We start from the raw sequence: 21874 nt of genomic DNA on the forward strand, positions 1-21874 counted from the left end.
CCCGCTGCTGCGGACGCCCCGTCGATCGATCGACCAGAAGTAACTACTGCGGAAGGTCCACGCGGTACGTGCTCGTCGCTGTACCGTCCTCGCTCGTCACCGTGAAAACGGCGGTCCGGTCGGCGCCCGAGGGCTGTGTCACGGACACCGTCGCATACGGGTCGGCCGGAACGGCGGACACGGCCGGGGGCTTGCCCCGCGACGGCACCGAGTAGGAGGTCACGGCGGGATCGAAGCCGGCCACGGGCGTGCCGTCGACGCTGATCGACGCGAGCGCCGCATCCGACGATTCCGCGGGAACGGCACCGAGGACCTCGATCTCGCTGACTACCATGTGCGTCTGCGAGCGGGCCGTCATCACCACGCGGACGCTGGACGCCGTGATGCCGTCGAGCGGCAGGGTCACCGCCGGGGCGGGAGAGCCACCCGGGACGCTGACCGGACCGCCGGCGTTGGTCCACGCGCCGTCGGCGCCCGGGACCTGCAGTTGCAGGGTCTGCGCGTAGCTGTCCGACGATCCGTCGCGAAAGAAGTGCACGACGACGCCACCGAGGGTCTGCGCCTCGGGCAGCGTCACCGTCAGGGTGTCGGCGGCGTTCTTGGTGCCCGAGCGCCAGTTGGACCATGCCTTGTCGCGGGTGTCACCGTTTAACAGGCCGGCTGTGCCGTAGCCCGGCTCGGTGTAGGTGGCGCTCGCGGTGGTGCCGCCGTCGTCGGCCACGTTGTCCAGCGTGCCCTCGGTGACCTGGATGCGGACGGTCGCAGGGAGCATGCCGCCGTTGCCGTCGTCGGCCGTGCCCGTCAGTTCGTAGACGCCGGGAGCGGGGTAGCGGACCGGGGTGCTCCAGGTGACCGGACGCTCGGCCGTGCCGCCCTGGCTGCCGACGGCGGTCACGGTGGCGGGAAGCTCGGGCAGTCCGTTGACCACGGCCTTGGCGCGGGCGGGCTGCGTCGAGACGAGGGTGTCCACGGTGACCGCGAGTTCGACGGGGAACTGCGTGCCGGTGACGTCGGTCGCGGTGCCCTTGACCTTGACGGTGCCGTGCTTCTTCCAGCGGTTCTCGTTCGGGATCTTCCACTCGACGGGGATCGTTCCGCGTGCGCCGTCGCGGTACACCGGCGTCACGGTCGTCGGCAGTACGGGCGCGGCGCCGGGGACGGTGAAAGCGGAGGCGTCCTGCACGCCGAGCACGGTCTCGTCGATCAGCGTCCAGCGCTGGTTGGCGCCGGAGTTGGCGACATAGAGGGTCACGGGAGCTCCCTCGGTGGTCTTCCCGCCGCCCACCTCGAGCAGCAGGCCGGTCGCGGCGTTCACGAACGTGTAGGTGCCGTCACCGGTGGTCGAGGCGATCCACTCGGCGCGCGGGTTCGCGCCGGCGGGTGCGAGGACGGCGGCGCCGCCCTCGTCCGCGAGCTGCGAGGCGCCGTCGAGCGTGGTGATCGAGTAGCGCTCGCGGTTGGTGTTGTCCTCGCCCAGGCTGGTGAAGCGGAACAGCTGTGCGGCGTCGGCGGGGTCGCTCGCGCTGATGACGGCGGTGCCGCCGGTCGGCTCGATCGACTTGCCGCTCTGCACGCCCTGGAGCCGGTACACATGCCCGTCCTGGAGGGAGGCCGCGTCCGCGGCGACGCCGGAGACGCCCTCGACGACGAAGGTCGTGACGGACTGCGCGGGCGTGGTGAGGACGGCCGAGCCGTCCTCGATGGCGACCGGTGCACCCTCGACGAGCGCACCGTCGGCGTCACTGACCACGGGGGTCACGGTGGCACCCGGTGCGACGAAACCGAACTTCGAGAAGTCGAGGACCACGGGCCTGGCGTCGGTGGACTCGTTGATGTGCACGACGGCAGCACCGGTGTCGGTGATCGCGGCGGTGGTGTCGTCGTCGTTCACCTGCACCAGGCGGTCGCCGGGCTGGATGTAGTGCGTGTAGTTCCGGACGGTGTCGAACTTGGTGTTCGTGTAGATGGGGCAGCTCTCGAGCGTGTCCGCATCAGTGCAGTCGAACGGCATCTGGATGCTGCCCCAGTTGGCGCCGGCCGCGCTCTCGCCGCCGGGCTTCATGTTGTCGTAGTCCTCGACGGGCTGCCAGAACACCCAGGCGCTGGGCTCGAGCTCGCGGAGGTCGTCGGTGATGCGCTTGGCCATGCCGAGGCCGGGCTCCATGCTGGTGAAGCTCTGGCCGTTGCCCCAGGAGCCCTCGACCTCGCTCATCCACAGGGGCTTGTCCTCGCCCTTGGCGATGTCCCGCACCGTGGTGCGCTGGCCGGTGCCGTAGGTGTGCACGTTGAGCTGGTCCACGAGGTCGCGGACCTCCACGGGGTAGCTGTTCCAGTTGGTGGCGAAGATGCCGGGGTTGGTCTCGTCCATGGCGGAGATCGTCGCGTCGGTGCTGGCGGCATCGAGCTTCGGGGCGAGGTTCCTCAGGACCTGCTGCTGGAGCTGCGGGCCCATGTGCGCGCCCTCCTGGCGTCCGCCGACGGGCTGGCCGGTGGCGTCCAGGCGCGTGCTCCAGTAGTTGGTGTTCGGTTCGTTGAAAGGATCGAGCGTGTCGACCGTGATGCCGTGGGCGTCCTCGAGCTCCTCGACCACGTGGACCAGGTACGCGTTGAAGTCGTCGATGCTCTCGGTCTTCAGCTGGTCCCTGTTCCCGTCGAAGCCGCCGGAGACGTAGCCGCTGACCGTCTGGAACCAGGGCGGCGAGTTGCTGAACGCCTCCCAGTGGGTGATGTCCTGCTTGATGCGGTCGATCCACCAGCGCTGCGTGGCGTCCGCCTCGAGGTTCCAGTCCGCGGGGTCCTCGGGGTCGAACCAGTCGATGTCCTCGCGCGTGGTGCCCTCGGGTGCCTTCCACCAGCCCTCGACGGCGCCGCCCGGGCGCAGGTAGTCCTTCACGTCGGGCGCGTTGCCGCCACCGATGTTGTACCGGGCGATGTTGAGGTTCAGGCCCTCGGGCCCGAACACCAGTTCCGCGAGGCGGTTCCGGATCTCGTCGGGGTAGTCGCCGGTCGCGTTCGCGAACCAGACGAGGCTCGTGCCCCAGCCCTCGAACTCCTCGCCCTGGTACGAGGGGTCGGGGGTGAGGGTGAGGGCGCCTTCGGGGACGGCCGGAGGTGCGGGCGGGGCCGGGGGCGCGGCCTGCGCCGCCCCCCCGATCAGGGAGGCGGCTGCCAGGACGGCGGCCACCCCCGTGGCTGCGGCCTGGGTGGCGCGCCGGGATCGATTCGTCATTGAACGTGTTCCTTCCAGCAAGGGTGGGTACTGCGTGATGGTCCTAGGTGGTGCGGCCCTTCCTCGAGAGCACGGCGACGGAGCGGGGAGCCAGCTTGGACTCCTCGCCCGTGAGAACGTCGCCGTCCACGCCGGTGATGTCCACCGGCTCGTCGGTGCGGTTGATGAGGAAGACGTAGTCGGCGTCGTCGCCGGTGCGCAGCACCTGCTCGACGGCGCCGCGGAGCTCGGCGGGCAGCTCGCCGGTGATCCCGGCGCGGGCGGCGAGGTCCGCGAGGACGGGCTCGAGGCCCGCGGCGCCGAGGCGTGCGCCCACGTACGCGGCGCTGCCGGTCCCGACCTGCCGTCGGGTGACGGCCGCATCCCCGGCGTGCTCACCGGTGGTGTAGCGGGCGAGGACCTCGACGCCGTCGGTGCGGGGGAGCACGCGGTCGGCCCAGAGCGTCGCCGTCGTGCCGTTGTCCAGCTGGACGTCCTCGCCGTCGAGCAGCGGGCTGAACTCGTCGATGCGTACACCGAGCAGGTCCGCGAGGGCTCCCGGGTAGCCGCCGAGCCAGATGTGGTCGTTCTCGTCGGCGATGCCGCTGAAGTAGCCGGCCACCAGGTGCCCGCCGCCGGTCACGTACTCCTCGAGGCGCGCCTTCAGGGCGGCCGGGACGGTGTGGAGGGTGGGTGCGACGACCAGGCCGTAGCCGGTGAGGTCGGTCGCGGCGGGGACGACGTCGGCGCGGATGCCGAGGGCGAGGAACGCCGAGTACCAGTCGAGGGCCTCCTGCTTGTAGCGCAGGCGGTCGGACGGGTGGGAGTCCTGCTCGGAGGCCCACCAGGAATCCCAGTCGAAGAGGATCGCGGCGGGTGCCTGCGCACGGCGGGAGCCGACGACGTCGGACAGCGAGGCGAGTTCACGGCCAAGGTCGACGACGCTCCGGAAGATCGGGCTGTCCTCGCCGGCATGGGGGACCATCGCGGAGTGGAACTTCTCGGCACCGGCCCTGGACTGCCGCCACTGGAAGTAGCAGACCGCGTCCGCGCCGTGGGCCACGTGCGTGAGGGCGTCGCGGCGCAGCGCCCCGGACTTCTTCGGGGTGTTGACGGGCTGCCAGTTCACCGCGCTGGTGGAGTGCTCCATGAGGAACCAGGGCTTGCCGCCGGCGATGTTGCCGGTGAGGTTCGCGGAGAAGGAGAGCTCGTCGACGGCCTGCGGGCCGGGGACGAAGTAGTGGTCGTTGGCGACGAAGTCCACCTCGGCCGCCCAGTCGGCGTAGTCCATGCCCTTGGTCTCGCCCATCACCATGAAGTTGGTGGTGATGGGGATGTCCGGGGTGATGCTGCGCAGGATGTCGCGCTCCTCGCGCAGGTACTGCTTGAGGGCGTCCGAGGAGAAGCGCTTGAAGTCGAGCTGCTGCGTGGGGTTCGGATGCGAGGCGGCCTGGCGCGGGGGCAGGATCTGCTCGAACCGGGTGTAGCGCTGGGACCAGAAGTCCGTGCCCCACGCGTCGTTGAGGGCGTCGATGCTGCCGTAGCGCTGAGTGAGCCAGGTGCGGAAGGCACGCGCGGCGTCGTCGGAGTAGTCGTAGATGTTGTGGCAACCCAGCTCGTTGGAGATGTGCCAGGCGCAGACGGCAGGGTGGTCCTTGTAGCGCTCGGCCATCCGGGTGACGAGCTTCAGGGCGTGCTCGCGGAAGACGGGGCTGGTGGGGCGCCAGTGCTGGCGCGCGCCGGGCCAGAGGGTGCCGCCGTCCTGCGTTACGGGAAGGATTTCGGGGTGCTCGGTGGCGAGCCACGGCGGCGGGGAGGCGGTGGCGGTGGCGAGGTCGACGGCGATGCCGTTGGCATGCAGGAGGTCGATGACCTCGTCGAGCCAGGCGAAGTTCCAGGTGTCGCGCTCGGGCTGCAGGCGGGCCCAGGAGAAGATCGCGAGCGACACCACGTTGACACCGGCCTCACGCATGAGGCGCACATCCTCGTCCCACGTCTCGCGCGGCCACTGCTCGGGGTTGTAGTCGGCGCCGAAGGCCATGCGCCTGCGGTTCGGCTCGGACGGCCAGCGCAGCCAGCGGTGGGGAGTGGGGATAGACACGGGGACAGCTCCTTGAAGGCGGTTCTTGAGGCACGGGTGGTGCTACGGCGCCGTCCGGGGCCTGCTGGTGGGCAGGGTGGACGACGGCGGGTACAGCTGGGATCGGTCAGGGTGGAACGGACCGGGCGGGTGCGCGCGAGCTCCCGCCCGGTCCGGGCCCGGTGGTACTACTCCGAGACGGTGAAGCCCTGCTCGGTGCCGTACTTGATGCTCGCGTCCTGCCAGCTCTTCAGCCCGTCCTTGAGCGGGGTGTCCGAGACGTAGGCCTGGCCCACGGTGTCGTTGAAGATGCTGTTCGCGTAGACCTGGAAGGGCAGGTAGGACCAGCCCTCGGGGACGTTCTGCGCGGACTCGGCGAAGATCTCGTTGGCCTTCTGGCCGCCGAAGTACTCGAACTCGGAGTTCAGGAACTCGTCGGACTCGAGGGCCGCGGACGTCGCGGGGAACGCTCCGCCGTCGATGCGGGTCTGGACGCCGTCGCCCACGTTGGCGTAGGCGAGGAAGGCGTACGCGAGGGCGCCCTGCTCGCTGGCGGCCGGGATGGTCAGCGAGCTGCCGCCGTTCTCGGCGCTCGCGGTGTCGCCTTCCTCCCACTGGGGAAGCGGTGCCGCGCGCCACTTGCCGGCGGCCGCGGGGACGCCGGAGGTGAAGTTGCCGGGCATCCAGGCGCCGGTGGCGAGGGTGGCGATGGTGCCGTTGCCGAGGCCCTGGTACCACTCGTCGCTCCACGAGCTGATGGGGGCCAGGAGGTCCTCGTCGAGGAGCTGCTGCCAGGTCTCGGCGAACTTCGTGGAGCCCTCGTCGGAGAAGTCGATGGTGACGTCCGTGCCGTCGACCTTGTAGGGCTGGCCGCCGGCCTGCCAGATGAGGCTGGTGGCGAAGCCGGCGTCACCCGTGTCATTGGCGATGTACACGGTGGGGTCCGCCTCATGCAGTGCGCGGGCCGCCTCGACGTACTCGTCCCAGGTGGTGGGGACCTCGACCCCGTGCTTCTCGAAGACCTCGGTGTTGTAGAACAGGGCCATGGGGCCGGAGTCCATGGGGAGCCCGTAGATTCCCTCGCCCGCCTGGACGGAGCTCCACGGGCCGGGGCTGAAGGTGTCCTGCAGGTCGCCCGCGCCGTAGCCGCTGAGGTCCTGGACGGACTCGGCGAGTGCGAACTGGGGAAGGGCGTAGTACTCGATCTGCGCGACGTCGGGGACGCCCGAGCCGGCGGCGATCGCGTTCTGCAGCGCCGTGTACTGGTCGTTGCCGGTGCCGGCGTTGACGAGGTCGATGTCCACGTTCGGGTGCTCGGCCTCGAAGTCCTCGACGACCTTCTCCAGCGTGGGCTCCCAGGCCCAGACGGTGAGGTCGCCGCCGGCCTCGAGGGCCGCCTGGACGTCGTCGGCGCTGACCTCTGCAGGTGCTGCGCCGCCGGCGTCGTTCCCGCCGCCGCCACCGCAGGCGGTGAGGGCGAGGGCTGCCGCGAGGGCCAGTGCCGAACCGCGCAGCACCGCCGGGGAGATTTTGCTCTTCATGGGGTTCCTTTTCACTTCATTGTTTACAAGGGGCATTTACTCTTTGACGGCGCCGGCACTGAGGCCGGACTGCCAGTAGCGCTGCAGCAGCAGGAACGCTGCGATCAGCGGGAGGATGGTGAGGAGGGAGCCGGTGATGACGAGGTTGAAGATCGCCTCGCCGCCGGCCGTGGAGGCCTGCGCGTTCCAGGCATTCAGCCCGAGGGTCAGCGGGTACCAGGCCGGGTCCTTGAGCATGATCAGCGGCAGGAAGTAGTTGTTCCACGTGGCGACCATGGTGAACAGCAGCACCGTGACGATGCCCGGGCCCAGCAGGGGCAGGCAGATCTGGAAGAACGTGCGGAACTCGCCGGCGCCGTCCATGCGGGCCGATTCCAGCAGTTCGGTGGGGATGGCCTCGGAGGCGAACGTCCACATCAGGTACAAACCGAACGGCGAGATGAGGGACGGGATGATCACCGACCACGGGGTGTTGGTGAGGCCCATCTCGCTGAACATCAGGAAGGTCGGGACCGCCAGGGCGGTGCCCGGAACGGCGACCGCACCGATGACGACGGCGAACACGGCCTTCTTGCCCGGGAAGGCGAACTTCGCGAGGGCGTACCCGCCGAGGACGGCGAGGAAGGTCGCTCCGCCGGCGCCCAGCACCACGTACAGCACCGTGTTGAGGAACCAGCGGCCGAAGATGCCGCCGTCGTAGGCCAGGGTGTCGCCGATGTTGGTGAACAGGGCGAAGTCGCCGCTGAACCAGAGGCCGAACGAGGCGAAGAGATCCGCCTGGGTCTTGGACGAGTTGATGAACAGCCAGACCAGCGGGATGAGGCTGTAGACGAGGACGATGCCCGTGAGGACGGTCAGCAGGACGCTGCGGCGCGGGTTGTCGATGCCGCGGCGCGTGCTCTTCAGGCGTACGTAGCCGGGCTTCTGCCTGGTGCTGGTCCTGTCCCTGCGGGTGGGTTCTACGGCGACGCTCATGGTCAGCTTTCCTTCCGCATGCCGCGCAGCTGCACGGCGTAGGCGATGACCATGGTGATGACGCCCATGATGATGGCCACGGTGGCGGAGTAGTTGTACTGCTGGCCGGAGAAGCTCAGCGAGTAGGCGTACAGGTTCGGGGTGAAGTACGTGGAGATGGAGTTCGGCGCGAGGCTCTGGATGATGGCGGGCTCGTTGAAGAGCTGGAAGCTGCCGATCACCGAGAAGATGCCGGCCACCACGAGGGCTCCGCGGATAGCGGGGAGCTTGATGGCGGTGACGAGGCGGAACTGGCTGGCACCGTCGATCTCCGCGGCCTCGTAGAGGGACTTCGGGATCACGCGGAGGGCGGAGTAGAAGATCAGCATGTTGTAGCCGATGAACTCCCACGTGACGATGTTGCCGATCGAGGCGAGGATCAGCTCCGGGGAGAGCGGGTTCGGCAGATTGATGCCGAGGGCGCTGTTGATGTTGCCCACGAGGCCGAACCGCGTCCCGTACATGAAGCCCCACATGAGGCTGGCGACGACGGCGGGCACCGCGTAGGGCAGGAAGATCGAGATGCGGAAGAAGGACTTCCCGTAGAGCCGGCCGCTGTCCAGGGCCAGGGCCACCAGCAGGGCGATGAGGAGCATCACGGGCACCTGCACCGCGAGGAACAGCGTCACGCGGAGGAGCGAGGACCAGAACTGGGGGTCCTGCAGCGCCTGGCTGTAGTTGGCCAGACCGACGAAGCCGTTGCCGCCCACGAGCTGGTTGCGGAAGAAGCTGAGCCAGATCGAGTAGGCGATCGGCGCCAGGAAGACGAGCGCGAAGACCGCCATGAAGGGGCCGATGAAGAGCCAGCCGGACCAGGAACGTTTCTGGGGGCGCTTCTGCGCTCGCTTGGCGGGCTTCGGCTGTATACCGAGCACGGCCGGTGAGGGTGACGCCGTCGTCATGGGTGGATCCTTCTGACTCTGTCGTTGATGTTTGCGTAAACATAGCAGGGCGGACGCTTTGATGTTTACGTAAACATTGTTGTTACGATGGTCACATGTCCTCTCCATCGCGTCAACACCTCCTCCGGGAGGACCGGCGTGTCTCCATGTCCGACGTCGCCCGGCTGGCCGGCGTCTCGGCGCAGACGGTGTCGAGGGTATCCAACGGCAGCCCCGGTGTGATCGAGGCGACGCGGCAGCAGGTCATCAAGGCGATGGACGAATTGGGCTACCGCCCCAACAGTGCCGCGCGGGCACTGAAGCGGGGGAGTTTTCGGACGCTCGGCGTCATCCTCTTCACGCTGTCCACCACCGGGAACGTCCGCACGCTCGAAGCCATCGCCGCCCGTGCCGCGGAGGAGGATTACGCCATCACGCTGATCCCCGTCTCCGCGCCGACGCAGGCCGGTGTGCGGGGTGCGTTCTCGCGGCTGAACGAGCTGGCGGTGGACGCGATCATCGTGATCATGGAGGTCCACCTGCTCGACGCGGCCACGGTGTCCCTGCCGCCGGGCGTGCATGCCGTGGTGGTGGACTCCGATGCGAGCGACGGCTACAGCGTGATCGACACGGACCAGGCCGATGGCGCACAGAAGGCCGTGGAGCACCTGCTGGACCTGGGCCATGGGACGGTGTGGCACGTGGCCGGACCCTCGGCGTCCTTCGCGTCCGAGCGGCGCGTCAACGCGTGGCGCACCACCCTGGCCTCGCGAGGCTGTTCCGAGCCGCCGCTGCTGCGGGGGGACTGGTCGGCAGACTCGGGCTACGTCGCCGGGCTGACCCTTGCTTCCTCCGATTGCACGGCGGTGTTCGTGGCGAACGACCAGATGGCGTTGGGGGTATTGCGGGCGTTCCACGAGAAGGGCATCCGGGTGCCGCAGGACGTCTCGATCGTGGGCTTCGACGACATCCCGGACAGCACCTCCTTCAGCCCGCCCCTGACCACGGTGCACCAGGACTTCGCGGAGGTGGGCCGGCGCTGCGTGGACAAGGTGCTCAAGCAGATGCGGGAGAACTCGACGGAGCCGGGGCGGGAACTCGTGCCGACGCGGCTGGTGGTCCGGGAGAGCACCGCGGCGCTGAAGCGCTAGGTGCGTCTACCGGACATTCGGTTCCGAGCGCATCCACTCCCGCTCAGGCGGTCCAGCCCAGGAACGTGCCGCCGACCCACATCGCGCCGAACCACGTGACCATCGCCGTGGCGGGTACAAGAAGCACCCGGTAGGACCGGCGTAACGCAAGCTTCACGCCGACATAGGTGAGGATCAGCCACCATACGAGGAACAATCCCACGGCCCACAGTGGGGCGGCAAGACCGCTGACCAGATAGAAGTATCCCGCGACCAGCTGCGCGGCGCCGGCAAGCACGGTGACCACGACGTAGAGCACGAGCTTGGCGCCGTGCTTGGCGAGGCGCGGGGGATGGCGCATGTGTTCAGGGTATTCGCGGTCCTGAAGCGGTGTCACCAACCACATCCGCCCCGTGCGCTGGATTTTGACCAGTGGTTCGGCCAAGCCGATCTCTACCGCCGCATCGGTCACCAATTGTGCATCGGCGCCGTCCCGCACTGTGGCGGCCATGCCGCCTTCAACGCGCACTTGGCCGGCTGGACCAGTGTCGCGTGCTGAGGTTCCAGGGGCCTCTGTGCGCTCCGGTTAGCGTCTCTTCCCATGAGGTGCGGTGAGGTCCTGTGAGGTTTGATGACCTGATCCTGCCGGTGGGGGAGTACCCGGTGGGTGCGTGTGAGAACAGGCAGGAATGGTTGCTCCTGTACTCCCGCGGCGTGCCGGCCGCGGTGATCGCCGTCTGGTGCAGGGTCGATGTGCGCCGCGTCCACCGCGCCGTCGACAGGCAGGTCACCCGGCAGCCGGGGTGGTTCGATCGGTGCTGGAGGATCCACGACCAGCCCGCACCCGCCAGGAATACGCGGCGGTATGTGAGGAGCCGGGAGCAGGCGTTGTGGGAGCACTACGGCGACGTCGCCGCGTACATGCGCGAACGCGGTGGTGCCCTTCCGGCGCAGAATGACAGCCCGGAGGCGAGGGTGCTGTACCGGTGGATTGAGGCCCAGCGCCGGCAGTACGACGCTGGCACGCTCGCCCAGGACAGGGTGGATGCCCTGGACAGGTTGGGGGAGTGGATCGGCACCCGGAAGGGCGATCCGGAGGTGTTGTGGGCGCAGCGGCTGGAGGAGGTGCGGCAGTTCCGGGCCAGTACCGGCCGGTTTCCGTACTACGACCCGGACCGCCACCCGGGCGAGAAGGTCCTGGGTGTGTGGCTGGGCCGGCAGCGCACGTGGTGGCGGAAGGGCCGGCTACGGGCTGACCGGCAGGAGCGCCTCGACCGTGTTCTGCCTGGGTGGAATGCCTCCACTGCGTCTAGGACGACGGGCAACGGTAGATCAGACACCGGTATGTCAGACACACTGCGGCAATAACGGGCAGCGGTTCTCCCGTGTTGGGAGCCGACGCGACAGCGAGGTCGAACCAACCATGCCGGTGAGCCTAAACTGCTACCGTCCGGCGCATTCGAGGACGAATAGAGGAAAGCCCCGGGGAACGTGGCCCCGATGCAGGGAATCCCGTTCGTGTTCGAGCAGCTTCGCGAGGGGACACTGGTGCGCCGCTCGAGATCGCCCGTTGGAGACTTGTCCCCGTGTGGTCCAAGGACCAGAAGGTAGGGGCGAGGATTCTCTGCACTAGCGTCCATGACTGAGTGCGCTGCCTGATCTCTTCGAGCTTCCTCGTGTCTGCTTGAGGGAAGAGTGGCGGGCTGGTGTGTATTGGAGCGGCAGCCGAAGAGCGCTCAGGTGCGGTCGCCCCAGCAACTTCACGGAAGAACAGGATCACCATGACGGAATACCAGGACGCCGAGGGCGAGAAGCGGCGTGAGCAGCGACGACAGAGGATCGCGGCGAGGCGGCGTCGACGGCTGATCGTCAGTCGCGTGGCGATACCGCTCATGTTCCTCGCCACCATGGTGTTCTGTGCGGCATTCATCGCCGGGGAGCTGGATGAGCCGAGGCGGGACGCCGAACTCGTGGAGTTCATGGAGTCTCAGGGTGGTGAGGTGACGAAAATCAACCATCCGAACGGAACCGGCCTTCGCGGAAACGGATCGGGAGGACCGGGCTACGTCGACGTCGTGTTTGACGGTGAGCAGAGCCGCTGCACTTACCGTCTTCTCAATCAGGAGCCGCGCTCCCTCGAATGCGATCCCGCCGTCAACCCACAGGCAGAAAGTAGGCGGTCGTGAGGGACACTCAGCAGACATTAACGCAGGCGCGTCCGAAGGGCGACGAGAAGGCGTTCATCGACAAGGTGATGTACGCGCTGTGCGTGGCGACGCTCTGCGCCTTCGGTGCAACCCTCGCTTTCCTGGCATGGGAGGCTCACGAGACTCGACAGCAGAACACCGACGCCTATGTTCAGGCGGTCGAGGACACGTACGGCGTGGAGGTGGACAAGCGGATTGCCGAGGGCCAGGTGAGGTTGACCGGCGAGACAACCGAGGGCGGGCTCGATCACTGCTTTGGTCCCGAGGAGTACCGCGTCGCGGCGGAAAGCGTTGATGAGCCGGACTCCCTGCTCTGCTTCGACCGTGACCGCTACCGGGACATCCTCAGGTTCGTGGAGTCCGAGGGCGGCGAGATAATCGGAGGCCACATGGGGGAGGACACTTTGGCGGTCGTTTTCAAGGATGATGGTCCGTTCGGTATCAGTTGCACCGTGCCGGAACCGGACGACACGGAGCTGCACTGCGCTTGGTAGTTCCCGACGAAGAATCAGTGTCGCTGGCGCAGTTAACAGCGTCGCTAGAGAACAGCTGACCATCCGCCTGTGTCCTGCGCATCAGGAATTGCGTTGATGCCCAACCACAACACCAGCGCTTAGAGCCATCCGCGCGCCGAGCACGGACGACGGCGGAACACCCTGCCCGCGCACGGTGCGGTCAGCGGGGTCTATGCATTCAGCGGGGTCAGCAGGATCAGCGGGGTCTGCGGAGTGTGACGGGGCCCTTGGCGGTCGAGGGATCTACGACGGTGCCGCGCTGCACCATCTCCGCGAGTCCGCGGGCGACGAGCCTGCGGGCAGCGTTGCGTGCAGGCTCGTGCAGCGGGCTGTCACTGCCGCCGAGGGCCGCTGCGGCGTCGGCCGGGTCGATCCCCGAACCGCGGGCTCCGGCGTCGAGCCGCGCGAGCAGCCACTCCTCGAGCGCGGTGTCGATGGCACGGATTTTGCGGGACCGGCAGGCGTCGCTGCAGTAGGAGACGTCCTCCCAGTTCCGCTCCCACTTCTTCCGCCATTCGATGCGGCGTCCGCAGGAGCGGCAGGACTTGGGCTGGTGCGCCGGACCTGCCGACCTCATCACCGTGCCACCCCAGCCGTCACATGCGTCCGGAGATGGAGCGGGTCACGGCGAAGGCGCCGTCGCTCAATGGGCGAGAGCGGTCGCATACTTTCGTACCCCTTACACAACGCGAGTCGGGCGGCTTTGCTCGTCGGAACGGGTGGTGCTACTGGAATACCATCAGTGGCCAGTGTGCGCAGAAGCCGCATTGCAAACTGCCTCTCCAATGGTGGCAGAGGATGCCACATGTCGGCGAGGGCGACCTGCTCCGGATGATCTGACGCCGATAACAGCGCATATGACGCAAACCTGCATAAGTGCGAGTGTGTCAGGGTGACCCGCCGCGAGGCTGTTATAGGCCGGTCGCATCCACCCAATGTTTGCCCGGGGCTGCGCCAAGTGTCGTACCGGCACGTTCGGTGTTGGTGGGGCGACGTTCAGAGATTTGATTCAGGAATTGTGGTTGTGCCGTGGCGTGGTGGGCGCTGGTGCCAGAGGTTGGCAATGCGCAGGAATCTCACTGGAACAACTTAGCAACGAGGTTGCCAATGAAGGGGAAGCTGGTTGGTGCTTAGTCAGGAAGTGTCGTTCACCGCATCGGAATTGGTTGTTGGTAGCAATAACGACCTCTGGAGCGACGCAGCTTTGCCACAGTGCTGTGTGACTTTTCGTTAACATGGCGGGATTTTTGAAGGGTGGATGGCGGGGTCGGTCGTTCCAGCACCGTTCCGTGGGGGACTCTCTCGTGACCCCGGGCTCGCACGTAGGGTGAGCAAATGGATGCGGGGGCGGATGTGCTGTTGGCAGGGCCTCGTGGGCGACGTCTGTGCCTGCAACTAGTGACAGAGCTGGACCTGGCCATCAGATCCGCAGTGTTCTGGCTCGCCTATGATGTGGATCCGGGCAGTGAAACCTCTCGAGTACTGCTAACTGCCACCTCTGGCGACGACGCTGAGTTGCCGCCGCGGCCTACCCTTACAGATCTCCTGAAGGGTCTGGCCGCGTTCGAGGTCGCCCGGGCTGGGCCCGAGGTCATCGATCGCGCGTTGGCTGAGGCGGTCGACACGTCGCGGCCCTGGCAGGAACCTGACGGGGAGGACGTCCTCGCGGCGCTTCCCGAGGTGACCGCCGCCCTCGCCCCGCTTGCCCGGCATGTCATGACATCACCGTCTACACAGTGGTGGTCGCAGGGCCGGCAGCTTGAGCAGTGGGCCATCGACTGGCGATCACCCGATGATCCTGCACCTCTACCCCGGGAACCATCACAAGCCCTGGCTGCGTGGGCTCGAGGTGAACGCGCCGAGGAAGTCCGCGCAGGCAAGGAACGACCCCGGGATCCTCACGCCCCCTGGTCGGGGACGTGGTGGTCCTTCCCGCAAGGGACCCTGCAGACGGCCGGGCGGATACCACTGGACCTAAATCTCATCGAGGACTCCTTCGGCTGGGAGCAGGCAACCGTGATCCCCGTGCGCGGTACCGGTCGCACCTACGAAATACGCAGTAGTGGGGACTGGGTGTCACTGTGCCGCGAACACCCACTGGAGGTCACCGCGTCCCGACGCCATGACTGGTTCCGATGCACCGGACACGATGGCAGGTGGGTTATTCCGGACTGGGAAAACGTCGCTGAACAATGGGACGCGGTGCACCTGACAACCCTGGCGTACCTCACCAGCGCCAACCGTGCGCTGCACGTCGACGCCAGCACGTCTACTGTCATCGCCGGGTGGAACCCCGACACGACCATCTGGCTGACCAATGCTGCACGCGAATGGGAGGGCCCACGCCAGCACTGGCAACGCACCACCAATCAACAGACCTGGACAAGACACCCCAGCTAGTCCGGCCAGACGCTTTTAAGCCTGTCCCGCAAGAGGATGGCGCTGCCGGCCACTACTGCGGCGTTTATGAGAATCAAGGCTGTCTGAACTCCGGCGCGGTCGACGAGGATGCCTCCGCTGAACGCGCCGAGATCGATCGCCAACTGGGAGCATGCTGGAACGGGCTGGTGTTTGCGCTCTAATGCGCAGACACCAGCCCGATTGTCTTGGGGCGCGTCTTACTAGCCTTGGGCGGCGCTGAGGGCGTCGAGGGCGGTCATTTCGTCGGCGGTGAGGTTCAGGTCGCCGGCTGTCATGTTCTGTTCGAGGTGACTGATGCTGGAGGTGCCGGGGATGAGCAGAATGTTGTCGGCGTGGTGCAGGAGCCAGGCGAGGGCGACCTGACGGATCCCGGTTGAGAGCGCTGCGGCGACGTCGGAGAGTGCGTCGTGCTCGCCCATGGTGCCTCCGCCGATGGGGAACCAGGGGATGAACGCGATGCCGTTGGCCGTGCAGTACTCCAGGACTGGCTCTGCTTCGCGGTTACCGATGCTGTAGTGGTGCGGCGGCCTCCGCCGCCGGCTCCCCCGGCCGCCGCCATACACGCTGGCGCGACCACCACACCCAACCACAAGCTGCACCTACCGCGCAGGACCATCAGGCGAAGACGACGCGCTGCTTGTAGAGGGCCTCTAGAAGTCCCCACCCGGGTAGATGCCCTCGGGCAAGGTGAAACACGCAGATCCCGACGCGATGCGGATCTCGTTCGGGGACAATCCTTCGGAGACGAGATGACTCTCCCCTGGAGCAGGCGGGTCGATCTGGATCCGATAGATTTCATCTCCGTTCCTATCGACTTCGTCCCTATCGACGGATATTTCGGTTCCGTTCGCCCGGTAGTGGGCTTCGATGGTTTTCACGATGGGCTCTATCTCGGATCCTTCGGCGACCGTGACCGTCGTTGAAGCAGCCCAGTGGTGCTGAGTCTCGTTGCAGGACAGAAGCGTGCCCGTCTGCTGTTGATCGATCGAAAGAACAGCATCTTCCGGGATCAGTGCGGCGATCTCCCGTTCCATGGCCTGGGTGCGGGCTTTGGCTTCCTGCCAGGTGAGTTCAGCCTCCATCTGTTCCTTGGACGGTTGAGCAGCAACTGGCGCAGGTGATTCGGGTGAACTCGCGTTCGGGTTTCCGGCACAGCCGGCAAGCCCTGTCAGACCCACAAGCAACAACGTCGTGGCACCGCTTCGCGCCCTCATCGAGTCTCAATTCCAAGCATGTCCTCGAGCGCTCTCGTGTCGTCCTCACTGTCGGAGGCGATGAGGCTGTGGTTGTTCATGAGGGTGTTCCCTCGGAGAAGCCATCGGTGGGGTAGACGGCGGTTGGGCCCGCGGCCGTTGCCCCGATGATGCCGCCGGCAGGGACAGCACGGCGGGCGGCTTCCGCATAGTACGAACGCATTCCGTGCTTCACCCCGAACCGAATGATCACGTACAGGAGCAGAACCGGGACCACATACATCAACGGAAGGATCAAAACGCCGAGCACGCCAATATCCATTACTTCCCCCATACCTAGCACGAGCATCCGATGCAGTGAGCGTACCGGGGGAGTGGGAGGGCCGGCCCGTACAGTGACAACCAAGCCACCAACCAGAAAGAGGCACTTATGGGACCTGCGGATTACATCGCGCAACCAGCCTCGAGCATCACCATGACGAAGCCGTTCAGCGAGAGCATGAGCCTCCACGCACCTCAGCTCGCAACACCCACCGCCGAGGACCTGCTCGAGGACCGCCTGAAGGTTGAGCCCGTCACGTTCTCCCACCCCGTGCGCGTGGACTTCACCTGGATGCCGGCAGCAGACAAGGATCTCTTCGAGTAGATACGCTCCGAGGAACACCAAGCCCCATTTCGGGCGGTACAACCACCGGGTTGTGCTGCCCTTCTTCATGCCGGCGGTCGGGTAGCCGGCGCCTGTAGGTGGCCAGCGGTTGTAGTGCTTCTCAGGGTTATCGCTGGCCCTTGGGCCGCACAGTCCCTCCGAGGACGTGGCGCGCTACCGGATCGGCCTCGCCGGCTCCCCGGACTGGCTCGCCTGAGCCTCGGTCACGACGACGTCCAGCCAGTCTGGGTGTCTGGCGCGTCAGGTGCGCGCGCTCGGCGCGGGCCTGGTCTGGACGGTGGTGCCGCGTAGGGCGTAGCCCACGCCGGCGGACACGCAGAGGATGACAGCTCCCAGACAGAGGATCTGAACCCATACGGGGTAATGGATGGCGTTGTCCCAGACGAGGGTCAGCGCACCGTAGCTGGCACTCACGCAGGCGGCAGCTGATAGGCCGGTTGCCCAGGCGACGATCGCGGTGGTCTTGGACTCCGTCAGCCATTCCATGATGAGACCCGGAATGACCCCGAGCAGGCACGAGAGCAACAGGCCTCCGAAGACCACCATCAGGTACTCGTGCGCGCCGCCACCGCCCGTGACCTCCTCGGTCATCCTGACCGTGACGGTGGGCACGAAGATACCCAGGTAGATGAAGTACTTGGCGCGGTCCCTGAGCGCGGGAGTCCTAAACATCTGCTGTCCCCTGATCCCCGGTCATCTTCTGAGCGTACCGAGCGTTTTCAACCTCTGAGCGGTCCTTCGCTTCGCTTCGGCCCGTTTCGGCCAGGCTTCTCCTTCGTCGGTGCTCCCTGGGAATGTGTAATGAGGTTTAGTTTCAGCTTCGGTGGTTGAACACCGCGAATGAGGAAACTCCGATAACGAACAGGGTCCCCATGAGGAGGGTCATGACCATTGGTGCTTCCGCGCTGAATCCGATGGCAAGAGTGGCGGTGCCGGTCAATGGAAGGGACACCAGTCCGACGACGGCTAGGGCACGGGTGAGAAGTGTGTCTTCACGCTCGTCCTCTGTCTGGGTCCATGCCCGCTCGAAAGTGGACGCCTGGTCCGGGCGGCTGTGAATTCGGAGCGGATGGTGGGGTCCTCCAGGACGGTCCAGTCCACGGGGGCGCCGACTTCCGGTTCCATCTTGTTCCACTCGAACCAGTTGAACATTTTCAGTTGCGGGAACCGCTTTTGCACGGTCGGGTCAAAGACCTGCTGCCACCAGGCGCGCTTGATGTTCAGGCTGCGGAGTTCGCTGATGTCGTCCTGTACGAGGAAGGCCGTCTCCGGGATGGCGACCGGTTTGCCGTCGGCGAGGATCATCGCTACCAGGACCAGGACCAGGACCAGGCGGATGTAGCTGGGACCGAGGAACCCGTCCGGGTCACGCAGCGGCAACCCAAACACCACCGCTGTCAGTGCAGTCACAACCGTGAAGGACGCAACCACCGTGAAGGGCACCCGGAACAGCCCGGAGGAGGACCTCGTCAGTGGCGGGTTTTGTAGCGTCATCAGATATTTTTAACGCATCATGGGGGTCTGGATGGACCGTGATCGCCGTTGCAACGGCCAAGCCGCCGTAGTTGTAACAGCTGCACTGCTTTGATCGGCGCTGCTCTCATCGCAACCGGTTGTTGATGATCCATGCCGCCGCGAGTTACACCGAGTGTCGTCAGCCCGCGCCCACAGTTGTCGCTGTGGCGAGGAACTGGATCAACGACGAACGAACACCCGGATGACAGGACCACGTTTGGGTTCGTAGTAGCGAGGACTTCCATTCCGCCATGACCGGATGGTGTGGGCTCCTTGCGCCAGCAAGCGATCAGCGATCAGCGATCAGTGAGGCGGGCGTGGAGGAGGGCCAGGAGGTCAGCTCGTAACCCATCGAAGTGACGGGCCTCCGAGGCTTCGAAGGCTGCTTCGATGTGTTTGGCGTGCCTCAGGAGGTCTGTTCCCTGCGGCGTGATGGTCACGAGGATCTGCCGGTCATCGCCATTGATGCCGTTCACCCAGCTGACCAGGCCACGTTCCTCAAGGGTGCGCAGCATCCTGCCCAGCGTCTGGCCGGTAATCTGCAACCGGGGGATCAGGTCGAGTTGTCGTATCGGTCCTGCGGCTGCAAGTTCCTCCAGGGTGACCACGGCAGCGTGGGTAACACCCAGATGGGAGAGGCGCCGGTTCAAGGCGTGGGTTACGAGGTTCGCCGCGATGCTCAACAACTGACTGGTCGACAACTGAGCCGTGTCCGCTCGGGGTGTGTGGACGCGTCTCATGACCGCCTCCTCTCATCACCGCCTTCTGCTTGCCCTGACGCTGGCAGCCACCCACTCCGGGCGGGAGGTAGGTGGCTGCCAGGGTGCTTGAATCCCTGAGGACTGGTTTACTAGCTGTGCGCGTGTGCCAGCCCGCGCGGGAGCGCGTCGATTGGTGCCTAGAGTGCCCCGCCCGTGGTGCGGTTCTTGTTCAGCAGCGGATCCTCCAGGGCGTCGGTGCCGACCCCGGTCTGCCCAACCGGTGCACCGGGAAGGGTGGCATCCTCATCCTCGAGGGGCAGGAGGGTGTCCTTGGTGCTGGGAGAGAGCACGCTGTCCTCTTCGGTCACGTCGATTTCCGGTGCCACGTCGGCAACAGGCATAGGGGTGACGTCGGCGTCCGCCGCCGTCTCTTCGGAGCTCTTCTTGCTCGCAGCGACACCGGCGACTGCTGCTGCGGCTGCCAGGCCGACGCCCGCCGCGACCTTGCCGGATACTCCGGCCTTACCGCTGTCCCCACGGGACGCCGCAGCAGCTTCCACGCCGGGCTGACCGACGGTGGAGCCGGCCCCGACCGTCCCACGCCAGGCACCCGTTGCATAGCCCTCGTCCTCGATGAACGCCTTGAAGCTTTGCAGGTCGGCCTCGGCCTGGTTCTCCACGACGTTGAGCTTGTCGCCGATCTTCTCGACCAGGCCCTCCGGCTCGTACTCGAGCACGAGGTTGATCTGCGTCTGCCCACCGCCGAGGTCCTCGAAGGACACCGAGCCAGCATTCGTGGCACCCTCGGTCGCGGCCCATGACACCTTCCTGTCCGGCACCTGCTCCAGGATTCGGGCCTCCCACTGGCGACGGATGCCGCCGATCTCGGCCACCCAGGTCTGGCGCTCGTCATCGAGCTGCGTGATCGATTTGACCCCGCCCATGAAGTGGGGGAACTCCTCGAACTGGGTCCACTGGTTGTACGCGATGCTGACCGGGACATTGACGAGAATGCTCTTTTCGATCTTCGTGCTCATGGCGTCTCCTTTGGGTTGGAACAAGGTAGGGCTGGTGGTGCGAACAGCCACTGAAACTATTCATCAGCATGCTTAGTATAACCCGGGTCGTTTTCTGTCACCCGGAATGGAGGCCGGCGATTCAATGTGATGTTCGGCGCCGGGAGGCGGATTTTCGATTCGTTGAATCCCGGTGGGGAACGGGTCAGTTCCTCGGAACTGTGCCGCTGCTGGTAAGCGCCCTTCACTGCTCGCCACCTCGAGATCGTCGTGCGTATTGCTGCGCTGCTAATCGCACCCGGGCCCACCGTCCGACAGACGCAGAAACGTAGGTGTCCCCTGGTGAGTTGTTCGATAGGTTGTGCACGGCACGCTGATCTGGTCCCGGCAAGGGGCCGGTGATGGAGGGCGGAACAAGTACAAGGGAAGTGGACGTATGACTGCTTGGTACCCGAATGAAGTTCTCCTGGCCGGCAGGGAGAACCTGGATGTGGAGCATGTTGCCCGGTACGACGGCAAGATGGACTCCCGGGCAGAGGACGAGGTGTCGCTGCTACGGCAGTACGGGCTGACGGTCGGGTCGCGGATCATCGAGTTCGGGGCAGGGACCGGACAGTTCACGGCAGCGGTTTCACGGGCGGGCGCGCATGTCATTGCGGTGGATGTTTCAGAACCGATGCTCGATCACCTGCGGCGAAAAATCGATCTCGAGCATCTGGAGAACGTCGAGCTGGTCCACGCTGGGTTCCTCAGCTTCGCTCCTGAGGGTGGCCCCGCCGATGTTGTGTACTCGCGGTACGCGTTGCATCACCTTCCCGATTTCTGGAAAGCAATCGCCCTCATACGCATGCGCGGGCTTTTAAGGCCGGGAGGCATTCTTCGTCTCTGGGACGTCGTCTACGACTTCGACCCAGTCGACGCGGACCAGCGCATCGAGGCGTGGTGCGCCCAAGGCGGAACCGACACCGACGGTAAGTGGAGCCGAGCCGAATTCGAGGAACACGTCCGCGATGAGCACTCAACCTTCCGCTGGATCTTGGAGCCCATGATCCAGAAAGCAGGATTCACGATCCTGGACTACACCTACTCGCCGGAAACCTTCGACGCGCAGTACGTCCTCCAACGCACAGCTCCCTGAAACGAGCAGTATGCCCGTCCTATTGAGCGTCTGATCGAGCGATCCGGTCGCGCAAGGCGAACTTCACGGTGGGCCACTCGTCGTCGAGGATCGAGTACACGACGGTGTCGCGAATCGTGCCGTTCTCGAACACCGTGTGCTTGCGGAGTACCCCGTCCTGCTTGGCGCCGAGGCGTTCAATGGCCGCCCGTGATTGCTGATTGTGCCAGTGAGCACGGAACTCGACCGCGATGCAGTCGAGCTCCTCGAACGCACGCTCGAGCAGGAGCAGTTTCGTTCCCGTGTTGATCCCGGTCCGCTGCGACTCTTTCCCTAGCCAGGTCGATCCAATCTCCAGTCGGCGATTGGCCGGGTCGAGGTTGCAGTACGTTGTCATGCCGATGGCTCGCCCGGATTGGGCATCGATGATGGCCCACGGCGCCATCTGTCCTTCGTGGTGCAGGGCAAGTCGACGGTCGATTTCGTCGCTCATCGTTTCCGGGGACGGGATGTGGGTGTACCAGGTGCGCCACAAATCCTGAACCGCTACAGCTTCAGCGAGATCGTCCCGGTGAGCGGAGTGCAGAGGCTCCAAGCCCACGCCATTGCTCCTCAGTGCCGGAGTCGCTGCAAAGTCCATCCAGCAACACTATGTCCGGACCGACACT

22 protein-coding genes are annotated in these 21874 nt (G+C 66.0%); 7 read left to right on the forward strand and 15 right to left on the reverse strand.

Annotation, left to right across the window (positions count from 1 at the left end):
• Nucleotides 1-43: 43 nt before the first annotated feature.
• The 5 genes from ACX80H_RS10850 to ACX80H_RS10870 all read right to left on the reverse strand — a co-directional run bounded on the left by ACX80H_RS10850 (nt 44) and on the right by ACX80H_RS10870 (nt 8745).
• Entirely contained in the window at nt 44-3229 is a 3186-nt protein-coding gene (locus ACX80H_RS10850; protein ID WP_459313239.1) for an Ig-like domain-containing protein, read from the reverse strand.
• Nucleotides 3230-3272: 43 nt separating this feature from the next.
• Nucleotides 3273-5309, reverse strand: a complete 2037-nt coding sequence (locus ACX80H_RS10855) for a beta-galactosidase (RefSeq protein WP_459313241.1) — start codon at nt 5307-5309, stop codon at nt 3273-3275.
• 167 nt (nt 5310-5476) lie between these two features.
• Nucleotides 5477-6829: an ABC transporter substrate-binding protein gene (locus tag ACX80H_RS10860; RefSeq protein WP_459313243.1), complete on the reverse strand. Its 1353-nt coding sequence runs from the start codon at nt 6827-6829 to the stop codon at nt 5477-5479.
• A gap of 36 nt (nt 6830-6865) precedes the next feature.
• A complete protein-coding gene (locus ACX80H_RS10865; RefSeq protein WP_459313245.1) occupies nt 6866-7804 on the reverse strand; it encodes a carbohydrate ABC transporter permease in 939 nt (312 codons plus the stop codon).
• Nucleotides 7805-7806: 2 nt separating this feature from the next.
• Entirely contained in the window at nt 7807-8745 is a 939-nt protein-coding gene (locus tag ACX80H_RS10870; protein WP_459313247.1) for a carbohydrate ABC transporter permease, read from the reverse strand.
• Between the two features lie 95 nt (nt 8746-8840).
• On the opposite strand from ACX80H_RS10870, the gene ACX80H_RS10875 reads away from it, so the two are divergent.
• Nucleotides 8841-9875, forward strand: coding sequence for a LacI family DNA-binding transcriptional regulator (locus ACX80H_RS10875; protein ID WP_459313248.1), 1035 nt, complete (start codon nt 8841-8843; stop codon nt 9873-9875).
• Between the two features lie 43 nt (nt 9876-9918).
• Here ACX80H_RS10875 and ACX80H_RS10880 read toward each other — a convergent pair whose 3' ends face one another.
• The gene (locus ACX80H_RS10880; protein ID WP_459313250.1) at nt 9919-10365 is read right to left on the reverse strand and encodes a hypothetical protein; all 447 of its coding nucleotides are present in this window, start codon (nt 10363-10365) and stop codon (nt 9919-9921) included.
• Nucleotides 10366-10475: 110 nt separating this feature from the next.
• Between ACX80H_RS10880 and ACX80H_RS10885 the strand changes: the two genes are divergently transcribed.
• The 3 genes from ACX80H_RS10885 to ACX80H_RS10895 all read left to right on the forward strand — a co-directional run bounded on the left by ACX80H_RS10885 (nt 10476) and on the right by ACX80H_RS10895 (nt 12555).
• Nucleotides 10476-11222 carry a helicase associated domain-containing protein gene (locus ACX80H_RS10885; protein ID WP_459313252.1) on the forward strand — a complete coding sequence of 249 codons (747 nt, stop codon included), beginning with the start codon at nt 10476-10478 and terminating at the stop codon, nt 11220-11222.
• Nucleotides 11223-11635: 413 nt separating this feature from the next.
• Complete coding sequence (locus tag ACX80H_RS10890; RefSeq protein ID WP_459313254.1) at nt 11636-12040, forward strand: hypothetical protein; 405 nt, start codon at nt 11636-11638, stop codon at nt 12038-12040.
• On the forward strand, nt 12037-12555 hold the full coding sequence (locus ACX80H_RS10895) for a hypothetical protein (protein ID WP_459313256.1): 519 nt from the start codon (nt 12037-12039) through the stop codon (nt 12553-12555). Before ACX80H_RS10890 ends, ACX80H_RS10895 begins: the two co-directional genes overlap by 4 nt.
• A 217-nt stretch (nt 12556-12772) precedes the next feature.
• Here ACX80H_RS10895 and ACX80H_RS10900 read toward each other — a convergent pair whose 3' ends face one another.
• The gene (locus tag ACX80H_RS10900) at nt 12773-13153 is read right to left on the reverse strand and encodes a DUF2256 domain-containing protein (protein ID WP_459313258.1); all 381 of its coding nucleotides are present in this window, start codon (nt 13151-13153) and stop codon (nt 12773-12775) included.
• Between the two features lie 758 nt (nt 13154-13911).
• Here ACX80H_RS10900 and ACX80H_RS10905 point away from each other — a divergent pair.
• Nucleotides 13912-14976, forward strand: coding sequence for a hypothetical protein (locus tag ACX80H_RS10905; RefSeq protein WP_459313260.1), 1065 nt, complete (start codon nt 13912-13914; stop codon nt 14974-14976).
• A 221-nt stretch (nt 14977-15197) separates the two neighbouring features.
• Here ACX80H_RS10905 and ACX80H_RS10910 read toward each other — a convergent pair whose 3' ends face one another.
• From ACX80H_RS10910 to ACX80H_RS10920, 3 genes are all read right to left on the reverse strand, one after another.
• Nucleotides 15198-15560 carry an aldo/keto reductase gene (locus ACX80H_RS10910; RefSeq protein ID WP_459313262.1) on the reverse strand — a complete coding sequence of 121 codons (363 nt, stop codon included), beginning with the start codon at nt 15558-15560 and terminating at the stop codon, nt 15198-15200.
• 87 nt (nt 15561-15647) lie between these two features.
• On the reverse strand, nt 15648-16079 hold the full coding sequence (locus ACX80H_RS10915) for a hypothetical protein (protein WP_459313264.1): 432 nt from the start codon (nt 16077-16079) through the stop codon (nt 15648-15650).
• A 208-nt stretch (nt 16080-16287) separates the two neighbouring features.
• Nucleotides 16288-16512, reverse strand: coding sequence for a hypothetical protein (locus ACX80H_RS10920; RefSeq protein ID WP_459313266.1), 225 nt, complete (start codon nt 16510-16512; stop codon nt 16288-16290).
• Nucleotides 16513-16620: 108 nt separating this feature from the next.
• Here ACX80H_RS10920 and ACX80H_RS10925 point away from each other — a divergent pair, with 108 nt between their 5' ends.
• Complete coding sequence (locus tag ACX80H_RS10925; protein WP_459313268.1) at nt 16621-16836, forward strand: hypothetical protein; 216 nt, start codon at nt 16621-16623, stop codon at nt 16834-16836.
• A 261-nt stretch (nt 16837-17097) separates the two neighbouring features.
• Here ACX80H_RS10925 and ACX80H_RS10930 read toward each other — a convergent pair whose 3' ends face one another.
• The 4 genes from ACX80H_RS10930 to ACX80H_RS10945 form a co-directional block, all read right to left on the reverse strand.
• A complete protein-coding gene (locus tag ACX80H_RS10930; RefSeq protein WP_459313270.1) occupies nt 17098-17529 on the reverse strand; it encodes a hypothetical protein in 432 nt (143 codons plus the stop codon).
• 294 nt (nt 17530-17823) lie between these two features.
• On the reverse strand, nt 17824-18351 hold the full coding sequence (locus ACX80H_RS10935) for a hypothetical protein (protein ID WP_459313272.1): 528 nt from the start codon (nt 18349-18351) through the stop codon (nt 17824-17826).
• A gap of 317 nt (nt 18352-18668) precedes the next feature.
• Complete coding sequence (locus tag ACX80H_RS10940) at nt 18669-19112, reverse strand: MarR family winged helix-turn-helix transcriptional regulator (RefSeq protein WP_459313273.1); 444 nt, start codon at nt 19110-19112, stop codon at nt 18669-18671.
• 158 nt (nt 19113-19270) lie between these two features.
• Nucleotides 19271-20110 carry an SRPBCC family protein gene (locus ACX80H_RS10945; RefSeq protein WP_459313275.1) on the reverse strand — a complete coding sequence of 280 codons (840 nt, stop codon included), beginning with the start codon at nt 20108-20110 and terminating at the stop codon, nt 19271-19273.
• Between the two features lie 340 nt (nt 20111-20450).
• Between ACX80H_RS10945 and ACX80H_RS10950 the strand changes: the two genes are divergently transcribed.
• Nucleotides 20451-21227 (forward strand): class I SAM-dependent methyltransferase, encoded by a 777-nt coding sequence (locus ACX80H_RS10950; RefSeq protein ID WP_459313277.1) that lies wholly within the window; start codon nt 20451-20453, stop codon nt 21225-21227.
• A 19-nt stretch (nt 21228-21246) separates the two neighbouring features.
• On the opposite strand, the gene ACX80H_RS10955 is transcribed toward ACX80H_RS10950, so the two are convergent.
• Nucleotides 21247-21846 (reverse strand): GNAT family N-acetyltransferase, encoded by a 600-nt coding sequence (locus ACX80H_RS10955; protein WP_459313279.1) that lies wholly within the window; start codon nt 21844-21846, stop codon nt 21247-21249.
• Nucleotides 21847-21874: the final 28 nt, after the last annotated feature.

This window comes from Arthrobacter pasteuri (assembly GCF_054510955.1).

Bases quoted from the DNA above. Each gene is read 5' to 3' on its own strand.
- ACX80H_RS10850 (WP_459313239.1), bottom strand. From the start codon at position 3,229: ATGACGAATCGATCCCGGCGCGCCACCCAGGCCGCAGCCACGGGGGTG.
- ACX80H_RS10860 (WP_459313243.1), bottom strand. From the start codon at position 6,829: ATGAAGAGCAAAATCTCCCCGGCGGTGCTGCGCGGTTCGGCACTGGCC.
- ACX80H_RS10865 (WP_459313245.1), bottom strand. From the start codon at position 7,804: ATGAGCGTCGCCGTAGAACCCACCCGCAGGGACAGGACCAGCACCAGG.
- ACX80H_RS10870 (WP_459313247.1), bottom strand. From the start codon at position 8,745: ATGACGACGGCGTCACCCTCACCGGCCGTGCTCGGTATACAGCCGAAG.
- ACX80H_RS10875 (WP_459313248.1), top strand. From the start codon at position 8,841: ATGTCCTCTCCATCGCGTCAACACCTCCTCCGGGAGGACCGGCGTGTC.
- ACX80H_RS10880 (WP_459313250.1), bottom strand. From the start codon at position 10,365: ATGGCCGCCACAGTGCGGGACGGCGCCGATGCACAATTGGTGACCGAT.
- ACX80H_RS10890 (WP_459313254.1), top strand. From the start codon at position 11,636: ATGACGGAATACCAGGACGCCGAGGGCGAGAAGCGGCGTGAGCAGCGA.
- ACX80H_RS10900 (WP_459313258.1), bottom strand. From the start codon at position 13,153: ATGAGGTCGGCAGGTCCGGCGCACCAGCCCAAGTCCTGCCGCTCCTGC.
- ACX80H_RS10905 (WP_459313260.1), top strand. From the start codon at position 13,912: ATGGATGCGGGGGCGGATGTGCTGTTGGCAGGGCCTCGTGGGCGACGT.
- ACX80H_RS10915 (WP_459313264.1), bottom strand. From the start codon at position 16,079: ATGGAGGCTGAACTCACCTGGCAGGAAGCCAAAGCCCGCACCCAGGCC.
- ACX80H_RS10920 (WP_459313266.1), bottom strand. From the start codon at position 16,512: ATGGATATTGGCGTGCTCGGCGTTTTGATCCTTCCGTTGATGTATGTG.
- ACX80H_RS10925 (WP_459313268.1), top strand. From the start codon at position 16,621: ATGGGACCTGCGGATTACATCGCGCAACCAGCCTCGAGCATCACCATG.
- ACX80H_RS10930 (WP_459313270.1), bottom strand. From the start codon at position 17,529: ATGTTTAGGACTCCCGCGCTCAGGGACCGCGCCAAGTACTTCATCTAC.
- ACX80H_RS10935 (WP_459313272.1), bottom strand. From the start codon at position 18,351: ATGACGCTACAAAACCCGCCACTGACGAGGTCCTCCTCCGGGCTGTTC.
- ACX80H_RS10940 (WP_459313273.1), bottom strand. From the start codon at position 19,112: ATGAGACGCGTCCACACACCCCGAGCGGACACGGCTCAGTTGTCGACC.
- ACX80H_RS10945 (WP_459313275.1), bottom strand. From the start codon at position 20,110: ATGAGCACGAAGATCGAAAAGAGCATTCTCGTCAATGTCCCGGTCAGC.
- ACX80H_RS10955 (WP_459313279.1), bottom strand. From the start codon at position 21,846: ATGGACTTTGCAGCGACTCCGGCACTGAGGAGCAATGGCGTGGGCTTG.